This window comes from Pseudoalteromonas sp. S327, assembly GCF_005886415.1.
Lineage (GTDB): Bacteria > Pseudomonadota > Gammaproteobacteria > Enterobacterales > Alteromonadaceae > Pseudoalteromonas > Pseudoalteromonas atlantica.
Map to the genome: position 1 here is coordinate 1 of NZ_PNDP01000067.1, position 15,439 is coordinate 15,439.

Consider the following 15,439-nt stretch of genomic DNA (forward strand, 5'->3'; position numbering starts at 1 on the left):
GGATATCGCCAAGCGGTAAGGCACCAGGTTTTGATCCTGGCATTCCCAGGTTCAAATCCTGGTATCCCAGCCAATTTCTTCTACCAAAGAAATTGCTAAAAGAATGACCATATGCGGGAGTATCGGAATTAGCAGTTGTCTTGAATTAGGCGCTGGATTTAGGTTCCAATACATTAACACCTGTATATGTTAAATGCGGGAGTGGCGGAATTGGTAGACGCGCTGGATTTAGGTTCCAGTATCTTAGGATGTGAGAGTTCAAGTCTCTCCTTCCGCACCATGTTCTTATCTAGAACTAAAACTATTCCAAATTTAGCGTTGGGATATCGCCAAGCGGTAAGGCACCAGGTTTTGATCCTGGCATTCCCAGGTTCAAATCCTGGTATCCCAGCCAATTTCTATATTATCCTGTACTCTTCCTCATTAGCATATTTGTGTATAAACTCATTAATGTTTACTGGCTTGCTAAAATAATACCCTTGTAAATAATCACAATCCATTAGCGTTAATGTTTGTTTAAGATCGTTATCTTCTATCCCCTCTGCCACCACTTTACAATTAAGTCGCGTCGCTAAAAACAATGTCGATTCAACAATCGCGTAATCTGCTATTTGAGTCAGCATGTCTTTTATAAATGACTGATCTATTTTTATTTGGCTTATTGGTAATTCTCGCAGTAATACCAAAGAAGAAAAACCAGTACCAAAATCATCTACACTAAATTCAAACCCTCTGCTATTTAGTTTTTGCATCATTGTGCGGGCGGCTTCTAGGTTTGTCATCATGGCGCATTCGGTTATTTCAAAAATAATTGCGTCGCTTAGCGTTGGATCATGCTTTACTAGTTCTTCAACAAACTCATAAAACTCCGGGCTTTCTAAATCTTTAGTAGAAAGGTTTACATGCAACGAACCTATAAACCCAGCTGCTTTTAACACCTTTAAGTGCTTTATTGTTTCTAGTAGCACCCATTTAGAAATATTTAATATCAACCCACTTTGCTCGGCAATGCCAATAAACACCTCTGGGCTAATAAAAGAGCCATCACTTTGCGGCCAGCGTATTAATGCCTCTGCACCATGTACTTCATCGGCTCTGGCATCAAAAATAGGCTGTAAATAAAGCTCAAATTCGTGGTTTTTAATGGCGTGCTTAATACGTGAGGTCATATTTGAAAGCTCATTTGCTCGGGTGCTCAGCGCCTCAAAGTAATGTACATACAGTTGCTGTGTGTCTTTAGCCTCATGCAGTGCTAAGTCTGCTTGCTTTAATAGCTCATTAGCGTGCGACGAGTGATTCGCAAAGGTTGTTATTCCCACAGTCACGTGTACACGTAAGCTATGCTCGTAAATATGAAATGGGTGTTTAGTTGATTTTTTTATTGCTTCAATACATAAATTAATTGCCTCATTGGCTGAGCTATCAACAATAAGTGCAAATTCATCGCCACCTAAACAGTACAGCTTGGCTATTCCCACAATATTATGGCTGAGTGTTTTTGAAAAAATGCTTAACAGCATATCCCCTACTTTATTGCCGTATGAGTCATTAATCGATTTAAAGCGGTTTAAATCTATAAGCATTAAATAAAACGAAGGCTCGTACTTAACTTGTTTGTTAAGCACCTGAAAAAACTTTTTTCGATTAGGGAGACCAGTTAAGCTGTCGTTTTCGGCAAGGGTTCGTTGACGTTTTGCAAAGCGGTCTATTTTTAAAATACTTTTATAACTGAGCTGAATAACTAAATAAACAAAAGCGCCCCCGCCAAATAAAATTAGCGATACGCTCATAGCAATAAATCCGGCTATATCGTTATTTACAAAATAATAAAGTACATACCAATAACCCACTATAAAGCTAAAAATAAGCGCCAGTAGCAAAATCCACGAAACACGGTTAGTTTTTTTACAAATTTTTATTGTTGGCACAATGCTCAGCGTTAATAGCAAAGCGCCGACAATGAGTATAAAAATAAAAAAATTATCCACAAACACACAACTTTTAATTGGTTAGTAGTTTGAGTATGGCAAAAAAACGCAATAACGGAATAAATTAATAGTGACAACTATGCTGGTGCCCAAGTGGCATAAGAAAGGGAGTGATTGGCTGTGCATTTATTAATTTAGCCAATCACTTAAGTAGATTTAATTAAGCTCCCCACTAATGGCGTATTTTAATACCCAGTTTTTTAAAGGACCGGTATTGTTAGCCATTTTTAAAAACTGGCTGCGTGCCCATTTTAGTGGCGTAATTTGGTTAGAAAAACCAAAGTAACACGCATCCATCATGCTCATCATTAATAGGTTGGCATTACGGCGGCTTCGCTCGTATTCTTTTAGTTTTAGCGGGCAACCAATATCATCAGCATCTTCAAGTGCCTGTGCGAGTGATACCACATCTTGAAAGCCTAAATTAACGCCCTGCCCAGCCAGTGGGTTAATTGTATGAGCCGCATCGCCCACTAACACCAAACGCCCATTAGAGTAATTATTTGCATGCTGACGGGTAAGCGGAAATACCGCATGGCTTTGTACCTCAAAATCCCCTGCAAGAAGCGGAAACTTATTTAAAACATGCGCTTTAATTTGCTCAGCCGTTAACCCTTTAAAGTTTTGTAAGGTATTGGCGCTGTCGTACCAAATTAAATTAGCGTATGGCGCCTGCATAGGTAAAAAGGCTAACGGGCCTGTAGGGGTAAATTGTTGCCACGTTTTTACTTGCTGCGGCGCATCTAGCTTTATTAGTACGCCCATGCAGTGCTGCTGATACTGCCACCCTGTTACACCAATATTTGCCTTTGCACGTAGCTGCGATTGCCCGCCATCGGCTGCAATAACTAAATCAGCAGTGTAACGGGTATCGCCATAAATGAGGGTGATTGACGTTGTGTCTTGCTCAATAGCGCTTAAAGGTGCTGATTGTTCAATAACCTCAATATTATAATGCGCAAACTGCTGCCAAAGGCTTGCTTGTATTAAATTGTTTTCAATTAAATGACCTAAGTGCGAAGTATTAATATCGGCGCAATCAAATAATAGGTTGTCGCCACCGCGCTCAAATGCTTCTAACTGCGTGTAAGGTGCTAATCGATTTTGCCTTAAAATAGGCATAGCCCCTAGCTCGTCCAGCAGGTTTTCTGAAAAACGGTTAATAGCCGATACCCGTATATCTACCTGATCACTTGCTAAAATGGCGTCGGCGTTAATCAGTTTTTTTTCTATTATTTGTACTGATTTTCCTTGCTGTGCAAGCTTTATGGCCATGGCCGCACCGACCATCCCTGCGCCTACAACAATCACTTTGTTTTGAGTCATGTTTTTCATCATTTGGTTAATACGTGAAACTGTTTTGATTGTACCGTAACTCGCCGCATTAGTGCGAGAGTATATAACTATCACACTATTAAACTGCCTGTGTATTGATTTGAGATCACAAACATGAAAACTATACTTGGATCTGGGCGGGTATCCAGCTAAAATACGCGTCCTTTAAGTGAGCAACCTTGCTCCTTAATCCCGTTTTAAGCACATTTTTGTGCCACTACCGAATTGAACACGAGGCTATATTTCAATGAGCAAAAAGCTGCATATCAAAACTTGGGGTTGTCAGATGAACGAGTACGACTCTCAGAAGATGGCTGATCTTTTAGATGCAACCAACGGCTACCAGCTAACGGAAGAAGCAGCAGACGCCGACGTTATTTTACTTAACACCTGTTCAATTCGTGAAAAAGCGCAAGAAAAAGTATTTCACCAATTAGGTCGCTGGAAGTTATTAAAAGACGACAAGCCAGATTTAATTATTGGTGTAGGTGGTTGTGTTGCCTCTCAAGAAGGTGACTCTATTCGCCAGCGTGCACCGTTTGTTGATGTTATTTTTGGCCCACAAACATTGCACCGTTTACCTGAAATGATTAAACAAGTGCAAGGCGACAAAGGTTCATCGGTGGTTGATATTTCGTTCCCAGAAATTGAAAAGTTTGACCGTTTACCAGAGCCAAAAGCAGAAGGCCCGTCTGCATTTGTATCAATAATGGAAGGTTGTTCTAAGTACTGTACTTTTTGTGTTGTACCTTACACCCGTGGTGAAGAAGTTAGCCGCCCATTAGATGACGTATTATTAGAAGTTGCGCAACTTGCCGAGCAAGGTGTACGTGAAGTAAACCTGCTTGGTCAAAATGTAAATGCATACCGCGGTGAAACACACGATGGCGAAATCTGTTACTTCTCAGATTTAATCCGTTACGTAGCAGCGATTGATGGCATTGACCGTATTCGTTACACCACCTCGCACCCGGTAGAGTTTACGCCAGATATTATTGATGTGTACGCTGATGTACCAGAGCTTGTTGATCACTTACACCTACCTGTGCAAAGTGGTTCAGACCGTATTCTTAATTTAATGAAACGCGGCCATACAGCGCTTGAGTACAAATCAACAATACGTAAGCTGCGTAAAATTCGCCCTAACTTAAGCATGTCGTCAGACTTCATTATTGGTTTCCCAGGTGAAAGCAAAACAGACTTTGAAGCCACGATGAACCTAATTAACGACATTGGCTTTGATATGAGCTTTAGCTTTATTTACAGTGCGCGTCCAGGTACGCCTGCCGCCGACTTACCTGATGACGTATCAGAGCAAGAGAAAAAAGAGCGCTTATACCTACTACAAAACCGTATTACGCAAATGGCACAACAAATTAGCCGCCAAATGTTTGATACAGAGCAACGTATTTTAGTTGAGGGGCCTTCTAAAAAGAACCCAATGGAATTACGTGGCCGCACCGAAAACAACCGTGTAGTTAACTTTGTTGGCCCACACACAGTGATCGGCCAGTTTGTTGATGTACGTATTACCGAAGCGTTACCAAACTCTTTACGTGGCGATTTAATTCGTACAGAATCAGAAATGAACTTACGTCGTGATATTGCTCCTTCAGCTATTTTAACAAAAGCTGCAAGCGTTGAGCCAAAAATCGATACAACCAACGAAATTGGCGTAGCTACTTTCGTACCGTAGTTGTATAAATTCATTGCGCCAGTGACCCTTACTGGCGCACCCGAATAGGAAGTAATTTTGAGTAATCAGTTAAAAACATTAGAGATTTATTTAGAACCTGCCGACAACAAACGCCTTTCTTCTTTATGTGGCCCGTTTGACGAAAACATCAAACAAATTGAACGCCGCCTAGGTGTTGAAATAATCCACCGCGACAACTTTTTTAAAGTAACAGGTAAACTGCACTCAAGTGCCGCGGCCGTAGACATTTTAAAAAACCTTTATGTTGATACTCAACCTGTTCGTGGCGAAATTGGTGAAATAGAGCCCGACAACGTACATTTAGCCATTACCGAATCAAAAGCCCTAGAACAAGAAGTGCCGCAAAGTGCGTACGGCAAAGAAATGTTTATTAAAACCCGCCGTGGCGTAATTAAACCGCGTAATGACAACCAAGGTTTGTATGTTGCTAATATTTTGCATCACGACATTACCTTTGGGATTGGCCCTGCCGGTACAGGTAAAACATACCTAGCAGTTGCAGCCGCAGTAGATGCTCTAGAGCGCCAAGAAATACGTCGTATATTACTTACCCGCCCAGCGGTAGAAGCCGGTGAAAAACTGGGCTTTTTACCAGGCGATTTAAGCCAAAAGGTAGACCCATACCTGCGCCCTCTTTACGACGCGCTATTTGAAATGCTTGGCTTTGAAAAAGTAGAAAAGCTTATTGAAAAACACATTATTGAAATTGCCCCACTTGCTTACATGCGTGGCCGTACACTAAATGATGCGTTTATTATTTTAGATGAAAGCCAAAATACCACCGCAGAGCAAATGAAAATGTTTTTAACCCGTATAGGCTTTAACTCTAAAGCAGTAATAACGGGCGATATAACACAAGTTGATTTACCACGCGGTGCGCGCTCAGGCCTTCGTCATGCAATAGAAGTACTTAGCGATGTTGAAGAAATTAGCTTTAACTTTTTCCAATCGCACGACATTGTTCGCCACCCTGTTGTTGGCCGTATTGTCGAAGCCTACGAGCGCAATGACGAAAGCGAGCGACTAAAGCGTATAGAAAAACAAAAAGCCAAAGAGCAACTTGCCGCTCAACAGCCGCCTTCAACTAATGAGTAATACCGTGAGCACCGAATTAGATTTACAAATAGCGTGTGAGTTTGACAACCTCCCAAGCGAAGAACAATTTGCACTGTGGGCCGATAAAGCCCTGAGCAAGTTTCGTGATGAGTCGGAGCTGAGCATCGTTATAAGCGATGAAGCCCAATCACAACAATTAAACAACGACTACCGTGGTAAAAATAAACCAACCAACGTGTTGTCGTTCGAATTTGAAGCACCGCCAGGCATTGATTTGCCATTAGTAGGTGATTTAATAATTTGCCCAGCCATTGTATTGGCCGAGGCAATCGAGCAAGAAAAGTCATTTCATGACCACTTTGCCCATATGGTTATTCATGGATGCTTGCATTTACTTGGATTTGACCATATAAAGAGTGAAGACGCTTTTGAGATGGAAAGCATAGAAAAGCAATTACTTGCAGAGCTAAACATAGCTGACCCATACCGGGACGAAATTTAATTTAACGGAGCATTTAGACGCAATGAGCGACGATAACTCGCAATCTAGCCAGGGTTCTTCTGGCAAAACGTGGATGGGCCGCATAGCCCAAATGTTGCAAGGGGAACCCCAGAATAGAGAAGAGCTGGTTGAAGTAATTGCCGACGCGCAAGAGCGTGACGTAATCGACCCAGAAACCAAAGAAATGATTGAAGGTGTGCTTGGTGTATCCAAGCTTAAAGTGCGCGATATAATGATCCCGCGCTCACAAATGGTCACACTTGAGGTCGACAGCCCCCTTGAAGATTTGATCCCCATGATGGTCGACTCCACCCACTCGCGTTTTCCGGTGGTGTGTGAAGACAAAGACCACGTTGAAGGTATTTTGCTCGCAAAAGACTTGCTGCCGCTTATTTTAAATAAAGATGAGCACCTACCCTCACTGCGCGAATATTTACGCCCAGCCATGGTAGTGCCAGAAAGCAAGCGCGTAGACACCCTACTAAATGAATTTCGTCAGCAACGCTACCACATGGCTATTGTAATTGACGAATACGGCGGTGTATCGGGCCTTGTCACCATTGAAGATATTCTTGAAATAATTGTCGGCGAAATCGAAGATGAACACGACGAAGAAGAAGATCAACAAGATATTCGCCAACTTGCTAAGCATGTATACGTAGTACAAGCGCTCACACCTGTAGATGACTTTAACGAGTACTTTAAAACAGGTTACAGCACCGATGAAGCCGACACCATTGGCGGCACGGTACTACACGCATTTGGCCATATGCCAAGTCGCGGCGAAACAATTGAAATAGACGACTATCAGTTTAAAGTAACTAATTCTGATAACCGTCGTATTTTACAACTGCAAGTCACCGTTCCTAAGGTTGATGAAAACGACAGTGAAGAAACTACTAACTAAACTCACCCTGTTAGTAAAAGATAAAAAAGCATGGCTCGCACTGGTTGCGGGCCTTATTTTAACTTTTGGCTACGCCCCTTACCAAATTTGGCCCATCGCATATTTTAGCATTGCCGCCATTATTTTTTGTATTAACCCAAACAACACAGGTAAAACACACGCAAAAAGCGCTGCTAAATATGGCTTTATATTTGGCTTAGGTTGGTTTGGCGCGGGTATTAGCTGGGTGCATGTATCTATTGCCACCTTTGGCGGCATGCCGCTTATAGCATCGCTCTCGTTAATGGCTTTACTGTGCTCATATTTAGCCCTGTTTCCAGCACTCGCGTTTTGGGCTGCAACTCGCTTTGCAAGTGGCCCTAAAAGCATGGGGGCACTTCTAATTGCCACTATAGCCATTAGTGAATACTTACGTGGACACTTACTGACCGGCTTTCCATGGCTAAGTTTTGGCTATACACAAACAGATGGCCCGCTTAGGCTGCTTGCCCCTTATATTGGCGAATTTGGCTTAACGCTTACCTGTGTTGGCATTGGTTTTGCCCTTTACAGGCTCACCCAAAAAGATTTTAAAACCCCATTAATAAGCGCAGCCGCTTTAGCGTTACTTGTTATTGGCGCATTAAATTCAGGTAATAATCGCTACTCTGGCAAAGAAATGTCGACCTTATTGGTGCAAGGTAATATTAAACAACACCTGCGCTTTGAACCCAGTGAGTTTTGGACCACCATGAGCAAGTACCAAGACCTAACACGCCCACATTGGGATGCCGACCTAGTGGTATGGCCCGAAGCCGCAGTGCCCGAAATAGAAGCCCTTGCCGACACGTACTTAGCCAACTTAGACAGCGCGGCGTCGTTTAATAAAACCGCGTTAGTTACCGGTATTGTTGACTACCAGCTCGACACCAAAACCATTTACAACACCCTTATTGTGGTAGGTAATAAAGAGCACAACGACGAGCACGGCCATTATCGCTACCTAGACAAAAACCGCTACCGTAAGCACCAGTTGTTACCTATCGGCGAATTTGTACCATTTCAGGATATACTACGCCCTATAGCGCCATTGTTTGATTTACCTATGTCATCGTTTACGCGTGGCGATAGAGTGCAAAACAACTTACGCGCCAATGGATTTAATCTGCTACCTGCGATTTGCTACGAAATAGTATTTGCCGATTTAGTACGCGGTAATTACCAAAGCGACTCTGACTTGCTGTTTACCGTAAGTAACGACGCGTGGTTTGGCGACTCCATTGGGCCATTACAACACATGCAAATAGCCCGCATGCGCGCATTAGAGTTACAACGCCCGCTGGTACGTGTTACCAACAATGGCGTAAGCGCCGTATACGACCCAATAAGCCACACACAACAAACCATGCCACAGTTTGAAGCTGCGACCATGAAAGCCGATATAAATCTTATACAAGGCGACAGCGTGTACAGCCAATACGGCAATGTGTTTGTATGGGGATTTGTGGTGTTGATGATGATCGGTGGAATTGGGGTTAGGTTTAGAAAGTGAATGGAAGTTGATAGCTGTGTAAAAAACAGCTATTAAAAAGAAATGTGTTTTTTGTTGGGTTTCGCTTCGCTCTACCCAACCTACAATAATTACTTTTTGATCCAACCTATGCTTAAAATATAGCGAGTACCTTGCTCTATTTTTAATACTTGATGCCGCTCAATATCGGGCCTGAAAAGTTTAATTCGACTGTAATTTATAATCGGGTTTTCACACATAAACTCACCACCCCTAGCGGCATGCTTCAATACAATATTAAGCCTAAAGTGCCTGCCAGTTTTAACTTCATCGGTATGCGGCTTTATTTCACTGCCCTGCGGGAATTTAATTAAGTATGCATCCAATTTAAAAGGGAAAAGCATGTAGCACAATAACATTTTATCGTAACCCGACTTTTGTCGCCCACGTTGCCAACTAAATAATTTATTTGCCATAAACTACACTTTCACTTGTTCTGAAAATCCCTTAGAAAGAATATCAAAACCACTTAAATTTCAGTTTGGCAGAATGTACTCTGCTCGCCTGTGGTCTTAGTAGATTGCAATGAATATCAATATAGCTACTCTTATTCGGTTCTATAAATATGTCATCGCTTTTACCTAAACAATTACCAACAAATTTGCCATTCTTATCAAATGTAGAAGCAATTACTCCAGCAGCATATATGCTTTCGTTGGTTATATTTTTTAGCTCTGCAGTTATTCTTACGCGCCCATTTTCTTTAAAAATATCAGAAAGGGTAAGTTTGTAATCATTACTTAAATCAGACGTGCTATCTAATGTTTTATTAGAAACCTGCTCTTTAAATCCACTCTCCACCTCAGCAGCTATTGTGAGCGCGTATACACTGATGCCACCTAGAGTTGCTATTACAAACCCTGCTCCCCAAAAAAAACCCTTTATAATCTCATTAAAATTATTACTCATTTAATTCCCTTTTAATTTTCCCACTGAATTTAGTAAATAATATACCCAAAGCAACCCTTTTTTTTCTACCAAGTTTATAAGTTAAAGTTTACCTTTTTAATAAGCTTTTTAACCCATAATACCAACTAAGCGCAGCGACTGTGCCATGAGTTTCATCTTTAAAGTAACGTTGATTAATAATTAGATTATTGCTTGGGTGCGCTTTTAACTTTTTAGCAAACGCTACACCCCATTGATAATTTGCTTTACCAATTTCGCCAAACGCTTCGTCATTATTTGCAAAGGTAAAATATACATTGCCATTAAGCGGCTTATTTATAAGTTGTTTCTCATCAAAATAATGGTTTAGGTAGTTATTATCCCACAGGTAGGTTGCATCAATTATTAAGTAATCTGTAAATAGCGCATGGTTGCTAAGTAATACATAACTTGCAAACAAGCCACCGAAGGACTCACCTATTAATACGCGTTTAGTTGATGTTCGGTAATTTTTATTAATGAGAGGAATAAGTTCTTTTTCAAAAAAGGCACTGTAATTTGAGGCGTTGCCAATATTTTCAAACTTTTCTAGAAGCTTACCGTTAAATGTCCAATCAACATTGGTTGGGGTAAAATCACGCTCTCTTATCGCATTTTGACTATTAGGAATGGCTACTATAATTGCTTGTTGTATTTGCTTCTCAAGCCGCTGAGTACTAAGTGCCTCGACTAGCCCAGCGACAGCTTTTAGGTGTGTTTGGTCACCATCGAGCAAGTAAATAACTGGGTATACTTGATTGGGGTTTTCATTGTAGCTTGGTGGTAAATAAACGCTAAAACTGCGTTGTTCATTTAAAATAACAGACTGAAGCTGATAGGTTTTGGCTAAAGTAATAGGCTCTGAGGCATTTACATTTATTGTAAAAAATAAATATAAAAATATTATTGATAAGACTTTCATACATATCCTTGTATTAAATTAATAGCAAACCAAGAAGAAACGCCCGCCCTTCTTTCAACAATCAAAACACCGCTTTTATTGCTAAGCTATTCCTTAGTTCTTGAGGCTAACTTTTTATATATTGCATCTTTATCGCGTTTACCAATTGCGAGTACATACACCACAACTTCGTCATCAATAACTTCGTAAGCAAGGCGATACCCTGCCGTACGCAATTTTATTTTATAAACATTATCAAAGCCGCGTAATTTAGAGGCTGGGACATGCGGATTATCTAATCGCTCAGCAAGTTTCTTTTTAAACTGGCTTTTAAGTGGTGGCGCAAGTTTTTCCCACTCTTTTAAGGCTGCTGGTAAAAACTTTAACTTATAAGTCATCTATACTAACTTCAACCGCTTGAGATAAATCGCCTCTGCGGCTCTCAACAACTTTAGTTAGTTCATAATCATCCAATTGTTCCATAAGTTGCTCATACATTTGTGCAGGCACCAAGTAAGCTGCAGGCTTATTATGATTTAATATGGCTATTGCAGCGCCATCAGCTTCATTTAAAAGCGCGGTTGGGTTTTTTTTAAGTTCTGAAATACTTGCCGAACAATCAGCTAAAACCTGTCTCATATAACACCTATAAAGAACTAAATTAAGACCTTATTTTAGCCCTTTTTTTATCTAAAGCTATATATTTTATAATTGCTTATTTTCTAAGTAGTTTTTAAAATCTCTTGTACCGTTTGTGCATTTACAACCTGGTTCACACTGCCCTGAATAACTACGGTCGCTGATATTTTATCTTGAATAGCTTGCCTGTTTGGGTCCCAGTACACTTGTAAGAAGCCTAATAAACCTGTTGCAAAACCGGCGCCGTATCCACCGTATCTGCCAAAACAATCAAGCATACCTAGTGGCTCGCCATTTAGTGAAACCACCCGAATATTACATACTTTTTTACCTGGGGTTTGTCCGCGCCATAATAATGAGAACAACGTAAAGTATACGGCCGCCCAGCCAAAACCAAGGCCGAGGTCTTGAATAATGCCATTACCCCACTGCAAAATGCTGGTGACAGGTTTGGTTTGCTCGCTTTTAGTTTCAGCTTTTTCTGTGATATTGCTTTTACGAGTTACTTCGCCCGAAATGCTTTCTCGCTCTGTCTCATTATTTTTAAAATCATCTGCCGCAACGGGCTCATCATCAGATATGGCCATTAAGTGCAATAATGTGCGCGTAACTTCAATCCCTCCAACGTCTTCAATTTCAGTAAGCGCTGGTAATTGGCCAACTAAATTTGCTCGAGCAACGTTTTGGCAAGCGTCATCGCAGTTTTTATCGTCGTCTGTTTGTGTTAAATAAGTGCGTATTATTGCTTTATCATGCTCGCTTAGCTCATCGTTTTGCTGTGTTTTTTCTAGTTGAGGTGTTTGAATAACAGTATCGCCTTCAAAAAAATCAATCGCTAACGAGAGTACAGTTAGTGAACTTACAAATAAAAAGCTCGCGGCAAAAAGCTTTAAGGCTCTGCGCCAAAACGAGGACATTTTTGGAAGATATTGCTGCGCAGTGCCTTTATAAAAAGCCATGGCAGCCACAAAGGCAATTAAAGTGGCGCTTAGCTTAGCGGCCATAAATATTAAAGTAACATCAATAGTCATCGCCATTGCACGTTTAATTGGGCTAGCTAATGGAATACCTAATAACGCTTGGTCAATTTTAAAGGCATACGGAGTGATCACGTCTTTGGTTTCAGAGTCTGATAACGCGAGTTGCTCTATCTCTTTGGTTTTCATTTTTATTTTTATGTTTTTAAAATGGGTAAGCTATTTAACTTACGCGCTTTTTATTTTTATATCAATCCGCTTAATTAAGTGATCTATTTTGCGAATTGGTATTAGCTCAAGTTAAAGCTATTGATTTACTAGCATAAATAAAGGGCTGTATACATGCAGCCCTTAAAATACTTTATTTATAATAATTAAGCGGTTGGGTAATCGGTATAGCCTTGCTCTGCGCCACCAAATAAGGTGTCGGGGTTGTGGCTATTTAGCGGTTTACCTTGCTTTAAACGTGCTGGTAAATCTGGGTTAGACACAAACGGGCGACCAAAGCCAATCATGTCGGCCCAGCCTTGTGTTAGGGCTTCATCGGCACGTTCTTTAGTATACTTACCTGCATAAATTAATACGCCGCTGTACGCTTTACGAATAGCCTGTTTAAATTCAACACTCATTAAAGGGGCATCATCCCAGTCGGCTTCAGCAATGTGCATGTAGCCCACGCCAGCGTCGTTTAGTGCTTGAGCAACGGCTAAATATGTTTGCTCTGGGTTATCATCAACCGTGCCGTTAAGCGTGGTAAGTGGTGCAAGCCTTACACCTACTTTTTGACTACCAATTTCATCGCTTACTGCATTTACAACCTCTGTTAAAAAACGCAAACGATTTTGCACACTGCCGCCATATTCATCAGTACGGGCATTTGATTGCGAGTCTAAAAATTGGTTAATTAAATACCCATTAGCGGCGTGTAGCTCTATGCCATCAAAGCCTGCGTCTACTGCATTTTTAGCCGCTTGGCGAAATTCGCCTAGTACATTTTCAATATCTTGCTTGCTCATTTCACGCGGTAACTGAGTATCTACAAAGCCAGGTTCGCCGTTAGTATCTACAAATACTTTTACGTCTTTTGCAGCAATGGCCGATGCGGATATAGGCTGCACACCGCCTGTGTTATCGCTGTGAGTTACGCGCCCTACATGCCAAAGCTGCGCAAACATAACGCCACCAGCATCGTGCACTTTGTTGGTCACCGTGCGCCAACCTGCTACTTGCTCGTTTGTGTAAATACCTGGTGTCCAGGCATAGCCTTTACCCAGCTCACTTATTTGTGTGCCTTCGCTTACTATTAACCCAGCACTTGCTCGCTGCGCATAATAAGTGGCCATTAAATCATTGGCAATGTCGCCAGGCTGCGTTGAGCGCGAGCGAGTCATTGGTGGCATAACAATACGGTTTTTTAAAGTTTTACCTGCAAGTTCTATTGGTGAGAAAAGTAACGTCATAATGCCTCCTAAGTTTGATGGCGCTCATAATAGCGCAGCTATATAAATTCAAAAATAGCAAAAAACACAAAATAGCTTTGTTGTATTTGCAAAAGTGTCTACTTATTCTTCTGCTAAGCATTACATACAAACTATTTAAAAAGTCATGCTAGTGCTAGAAAATTTAATTGATACAATATAACATAACAATAAATACCTATTAGTAAGTAAAATTAAATGATTAATAAACTGCCCGTCACAGTGTTATCAGGCTTTTTAGGCGCTGGTAAAACAACCGTACTTAGCCATATTCTTAATAACCGACAAGGGATAAAAGTGGCTGTTATTGTCAACGATATGAGCGAGATAAACATAGATGCAGCCACAATTAAAAACGATGTATCGCTCAATCACAGCAACGAAAAACTCGTCGAAATGAGCAACGGCTGTATTTGCTGCACACTACGAGAAGATTTACTTGTTGAAGTGGGTAAACTTGCCAAAGATGGCCGTTTTGATTATCTCGTCATTGAATCAACAGGCATTTCAGAACCTCTACCGGTTGCCGAAACATTTACCTTTGCCGACCAAAACGGTGTTTCTCTTGGTGATGTTGCCACCCTCGATACCATGGTAACCGTGGTTGATGCGGTTAACTTTTTAACCGACTATGAACAAGCAAACGACTTACAAGATACTGGCGAATCGTTAGGAGAAGACGACGAGCGAAGCGTGGCTGACCTACTTGTTGATCAAGTTGAATTTGCCGACGTTATTTTAATTAGCAAAACTGATTTAGTCACCAATGAACAGCTCAATAAGCTTATTGCCATTTTAAATACGCTTAATACTCAAGCTAAAATGATTCCTATATCAAACGGCAATATTAATATTAACGAAGTGCTCAACACGGGCTTATTTAATTTTGCACGCGCCCAACAAGCGCCGGGTTGGCTTAAAGAAATGCGTGGTGAACACATTCCCGAAACCGAAGAGTATGGTATTAGCAGCTTTAATTATACGGCGCGCCGCCCATTTAACCCTGAAAAGTTTTATCACTTTTTGCACAACACCGAGCAATTTGGCAAGCTCATTCGCTCTAAAGGGTATTTTTGGCTCGCAACGCGCCCTTTATTTTGCGCGCAGTGGAGCCAAGCCGGCGGTATAGCTCATTACGGGTTTGCTGGCATGTTTTATAAAGCAATTCCTAAAAAAGACTGGCCCACAGATCCCGAGCTACTTGCTGATATAAACAGTAAATGGATAGAGCCCTTTGGTGATATGCGTCAAGAACTTGTATTTATTGGTCAGTCGTTAAATAAACAAGCCATGATTGAGGCGCTTGATGACTGCCTACTGCCAGAAAAAGCCGTGCTTAAAGGTAAAGATTTTTGGAAAACCTACAACGATCCGTTTCCAATTTGGGAGGAACTATAATGAACGCCTTAGCCCCTTTAACAGCGCAAATACAACCAACAACGAAAAGCAGCTATAGATAACGA

Annotated in this window: 15 protein-coding genes and 2 tRNA genes; 8 read left to right on the forward strand and 9 right to left on the reverse strand. The window is 41.1% G+C overall.

Features of this window, described 5'->3' with window-relative positions:
• Window positions 1-195 precede the first annotated feature (195 nt).
• Window positions 196-280 (forward strand) — tRNA-Leu (locus CWB60_RS18285).
• A gap of 39 nt (window positions 281-319) precedes the next feature.
• Window positions 320-394 (forward strand) — tRNA-Gln (locus tag CWB60_RS18290).
• Between the two features lie 4 nt (window positions 395-398).
• On the opposite strand, the gene CWB60_RS18295 is transcribed toward CWB60_RS18290, so the two are convergent.
• Together CWB60_RS18295 and CWB60_RS18300 are read right to left on the reverse strand one after the other, a co-directional pair.
• Window positions 399-1,988 carry a putative bifunctional diguanylate cyclase/phosphodiesterase gene (locus CWB60_RS18295; protein WP_138578397.1) on the reverse strand — a complete coding sequence of 530 codons (1,590 nt, stop codon included), beginning with the start codon at window positions 1,986-1,988 and terminating at the stop codon, window positions 399-401.
• A 156-nt stretch (window positions 1,989-2,144) separates the two neighbouring features.
• On the reverse strand, window positions 2,145-3,326 hold the full coding sequence (locus CWB60_RS18300; protein WP_138578450.1) for an FAD-dependent monooxygenase: 1,182 nt from the start codon (window positions 3,324-3,326) through the stop codon (window positions 2,145-2,147).
• Between the two features lie 244 nt (window positions 3,327-3,570).
• On the opposite strand from CWB60_RS18300, the gene miaB reads away from it, so the two are divergent.
• Genes miaB through lnt form a run of 5 tightly spaced genes read left to right on the forward strand, consistent with a single transcriptional unit; the run spans window position 3,571 to window position 9,036 of the window.
• On the forward strand, window positions 3,571-5,019 hold the full coding sequence (miaB, locus tag CWB60_RS18305; RefSeq protein ID WP_138578399.1) for a tRNA (N6-isopentenyl adenosine(37)-C2)-methylthiotransferase MiaB: 1,449 nt from the start codon (window positions 3,571-3,573) through the stop codon (window positions 5,017-5,019).
• 57 nt (window positions 5,020-5,076) lie between these two features.
• Window positions 5,077-6,135: a PhoH family protein gene (locus CWB60_RS18310; protein WP_064386107.1), complete on the forward strand. Its 1,059-nt coding sequence runs from the start codon at window positions 5,077-5,079 to the stop codon at window positions 6,133-6,135.
• A 4-nt stretch (window positions 6,136-6,139) separates the two neighbouring features.
• Window positions 6,140-6,598 carry an rRNA maturation RNase YbeY gene (gene ybeY, locus CWB60_RS18315; protein ID WP_024033864.1) on the forward strand — a complete coding sequence of 153 codons (459 nt, stop codon included), beginning with the start codon at window positions 6,140-6,142 and terminating at the stop codon, window positions 6,596-6,598.
• A 22-nt stretch (window positions 6,599-6,620) separates the two neighbouring features.
• Window positions 6,621-7,505, forward strand: a complete 885-nt coding sequence (corC, locus tag CWB60_RS18320; protein WP_004589463.1) for a CNNM family magnesium/cobalt transport protein CorC — start codon at window positions 6,621-6,623, stop codon at window positions 7,503-7,505.
• Window positions 7,486-9,036 carry an apolipoprotein N-acyltransferase gene (gene lnt / locus CWB60_RS18325; RefSeq protein WP_171036169.1) on the forward strand — a complete coding sequence of 517 codons (1,551 nt, stop codon included), beginning with the start codon at window positions 7,486-7,488 and terminating at the stop codon, window positions 9,034-9,036. The genes corC and lnt overlap by 20 nt, the downstream gene beginning before the upstream one ends.
• Window positions 9,037-9,125: 89 nt before the next feature.
• On the opposite strand, the gene CWB60_RS18330 is transcribed toward lnt, so the two are convergent.
• The 7 genes from CWB60_RS18330 to CWB60_RS18360 all read right to left on the reverse strand — a co-directional run bounded on the left by CWB60_RS18330 (window position 9,126) and on the right by CWB60_RS18360 (window position 13,958).
• Entirely contained in the window at window positions 9,126-9,470 is a 345-nt protein-coding gene (locus tag CWB60_RS18330) for a 2OG-Fe(II) oxygenase (protein ID WP_138578403.1), read from the reverse strand.
• A 43-nt stretch (window positions 9,471-9,513) separates the two neighbouring features.
• On the reverse strand, window positions 9,514-9,963 hold the full coding sequence (locus CWB60_RS18335; RefSeq protein ID WP_096739335.1) for an FxLYD domain-containing protein: 450 nt from the start codon (window positions 9,961-9,963) through the stop codon (window positions 9,514-9,516).
• An 88-nt stretch (window positions 9,964-10,051) separates the two neighbouring features.
• Window positions 10,052-10,903 carry an alpha/beta hydrolase gene (locus CWB60_RS18340; protein WP_138578405.1) on the reverse strand — a complete coding sequence of 284 codons (852 nt, stop codon included), beginning with the start codon at window positions 10,901-10,903 and terminating at the stop codon, window positions 10,052-10,054.
• Between the two features lie 86 nt (window positions 10,904-10,989).
• Window positions 10,990-11,280, reverse strand: a complete 291-nt coding sequence (locus CWB60_RS18345; protein ID WP_029772622.1) for a type II toxin-antitoxin system RelE family toxin — start codon at window positions 11,278-11,280, stop codon at window positions 10,990-10,992.
• Window positions 11,270-11,521 (reverse strand): type II toxin-antitoxin system Phd/YefM family antitoxin, encoded by a 252-nt coding sequence (locus CWB60_RS18350; protein ID WP_004586953.1) that lies wholly within the window; start codon window positions 11,519-11,521, stop codon window positions 11,270-11,272. Before CWB60_RS18350 ends, CWB60_RS18345 begins: the two co-directional genes overlap by 11 nt.
• Before the next feature lie 83 nt (window positions 11,522-11,604).
• Window positions 11,605-12,687, reverse strand: a complete 1,083-nt coding sequence (locus CWB60_RS18355; protein ID WP_138578407.1) for an RDD family protein — start codon at window positions 12,685-12,687, stop codon at window positions 11,605-11,607.
• A gap of 185 nt (window positions 12,688-12,872) precedes the next feature.
• Window positions 12,873-13,958 (reverse strand): alkene reductase, encoded by a 1,086-nt coding sequence (locus tag CWB60_RS18360; RefSeq protein WP_064386097.1) that lies wholly within the window; start codon window positions 13,956-13,958, stop codon window positions 12,873-12,875.
• A gap of 216 nt (window positions 13,959-14,174) precedes the next feature.
• Here CWB60_RS18360 and zigA point away from each other — a divergent pair, with 216 nt between their 5' ends.
• Window positions 14,175-15,374: a zinc metallochaperone GTPase ZigA gene (gene zigA, locus CWB60_RS18365; protein WP_138578409.1), complete on the forward strand. Its 1,200-nt coding sequence runs from the start codon at window positions 14,175-14,177 to the stop codon at window positions 15,372-15,374.
• Window positions 15,375-15,439: the final 65 nt, after the last annotated feature.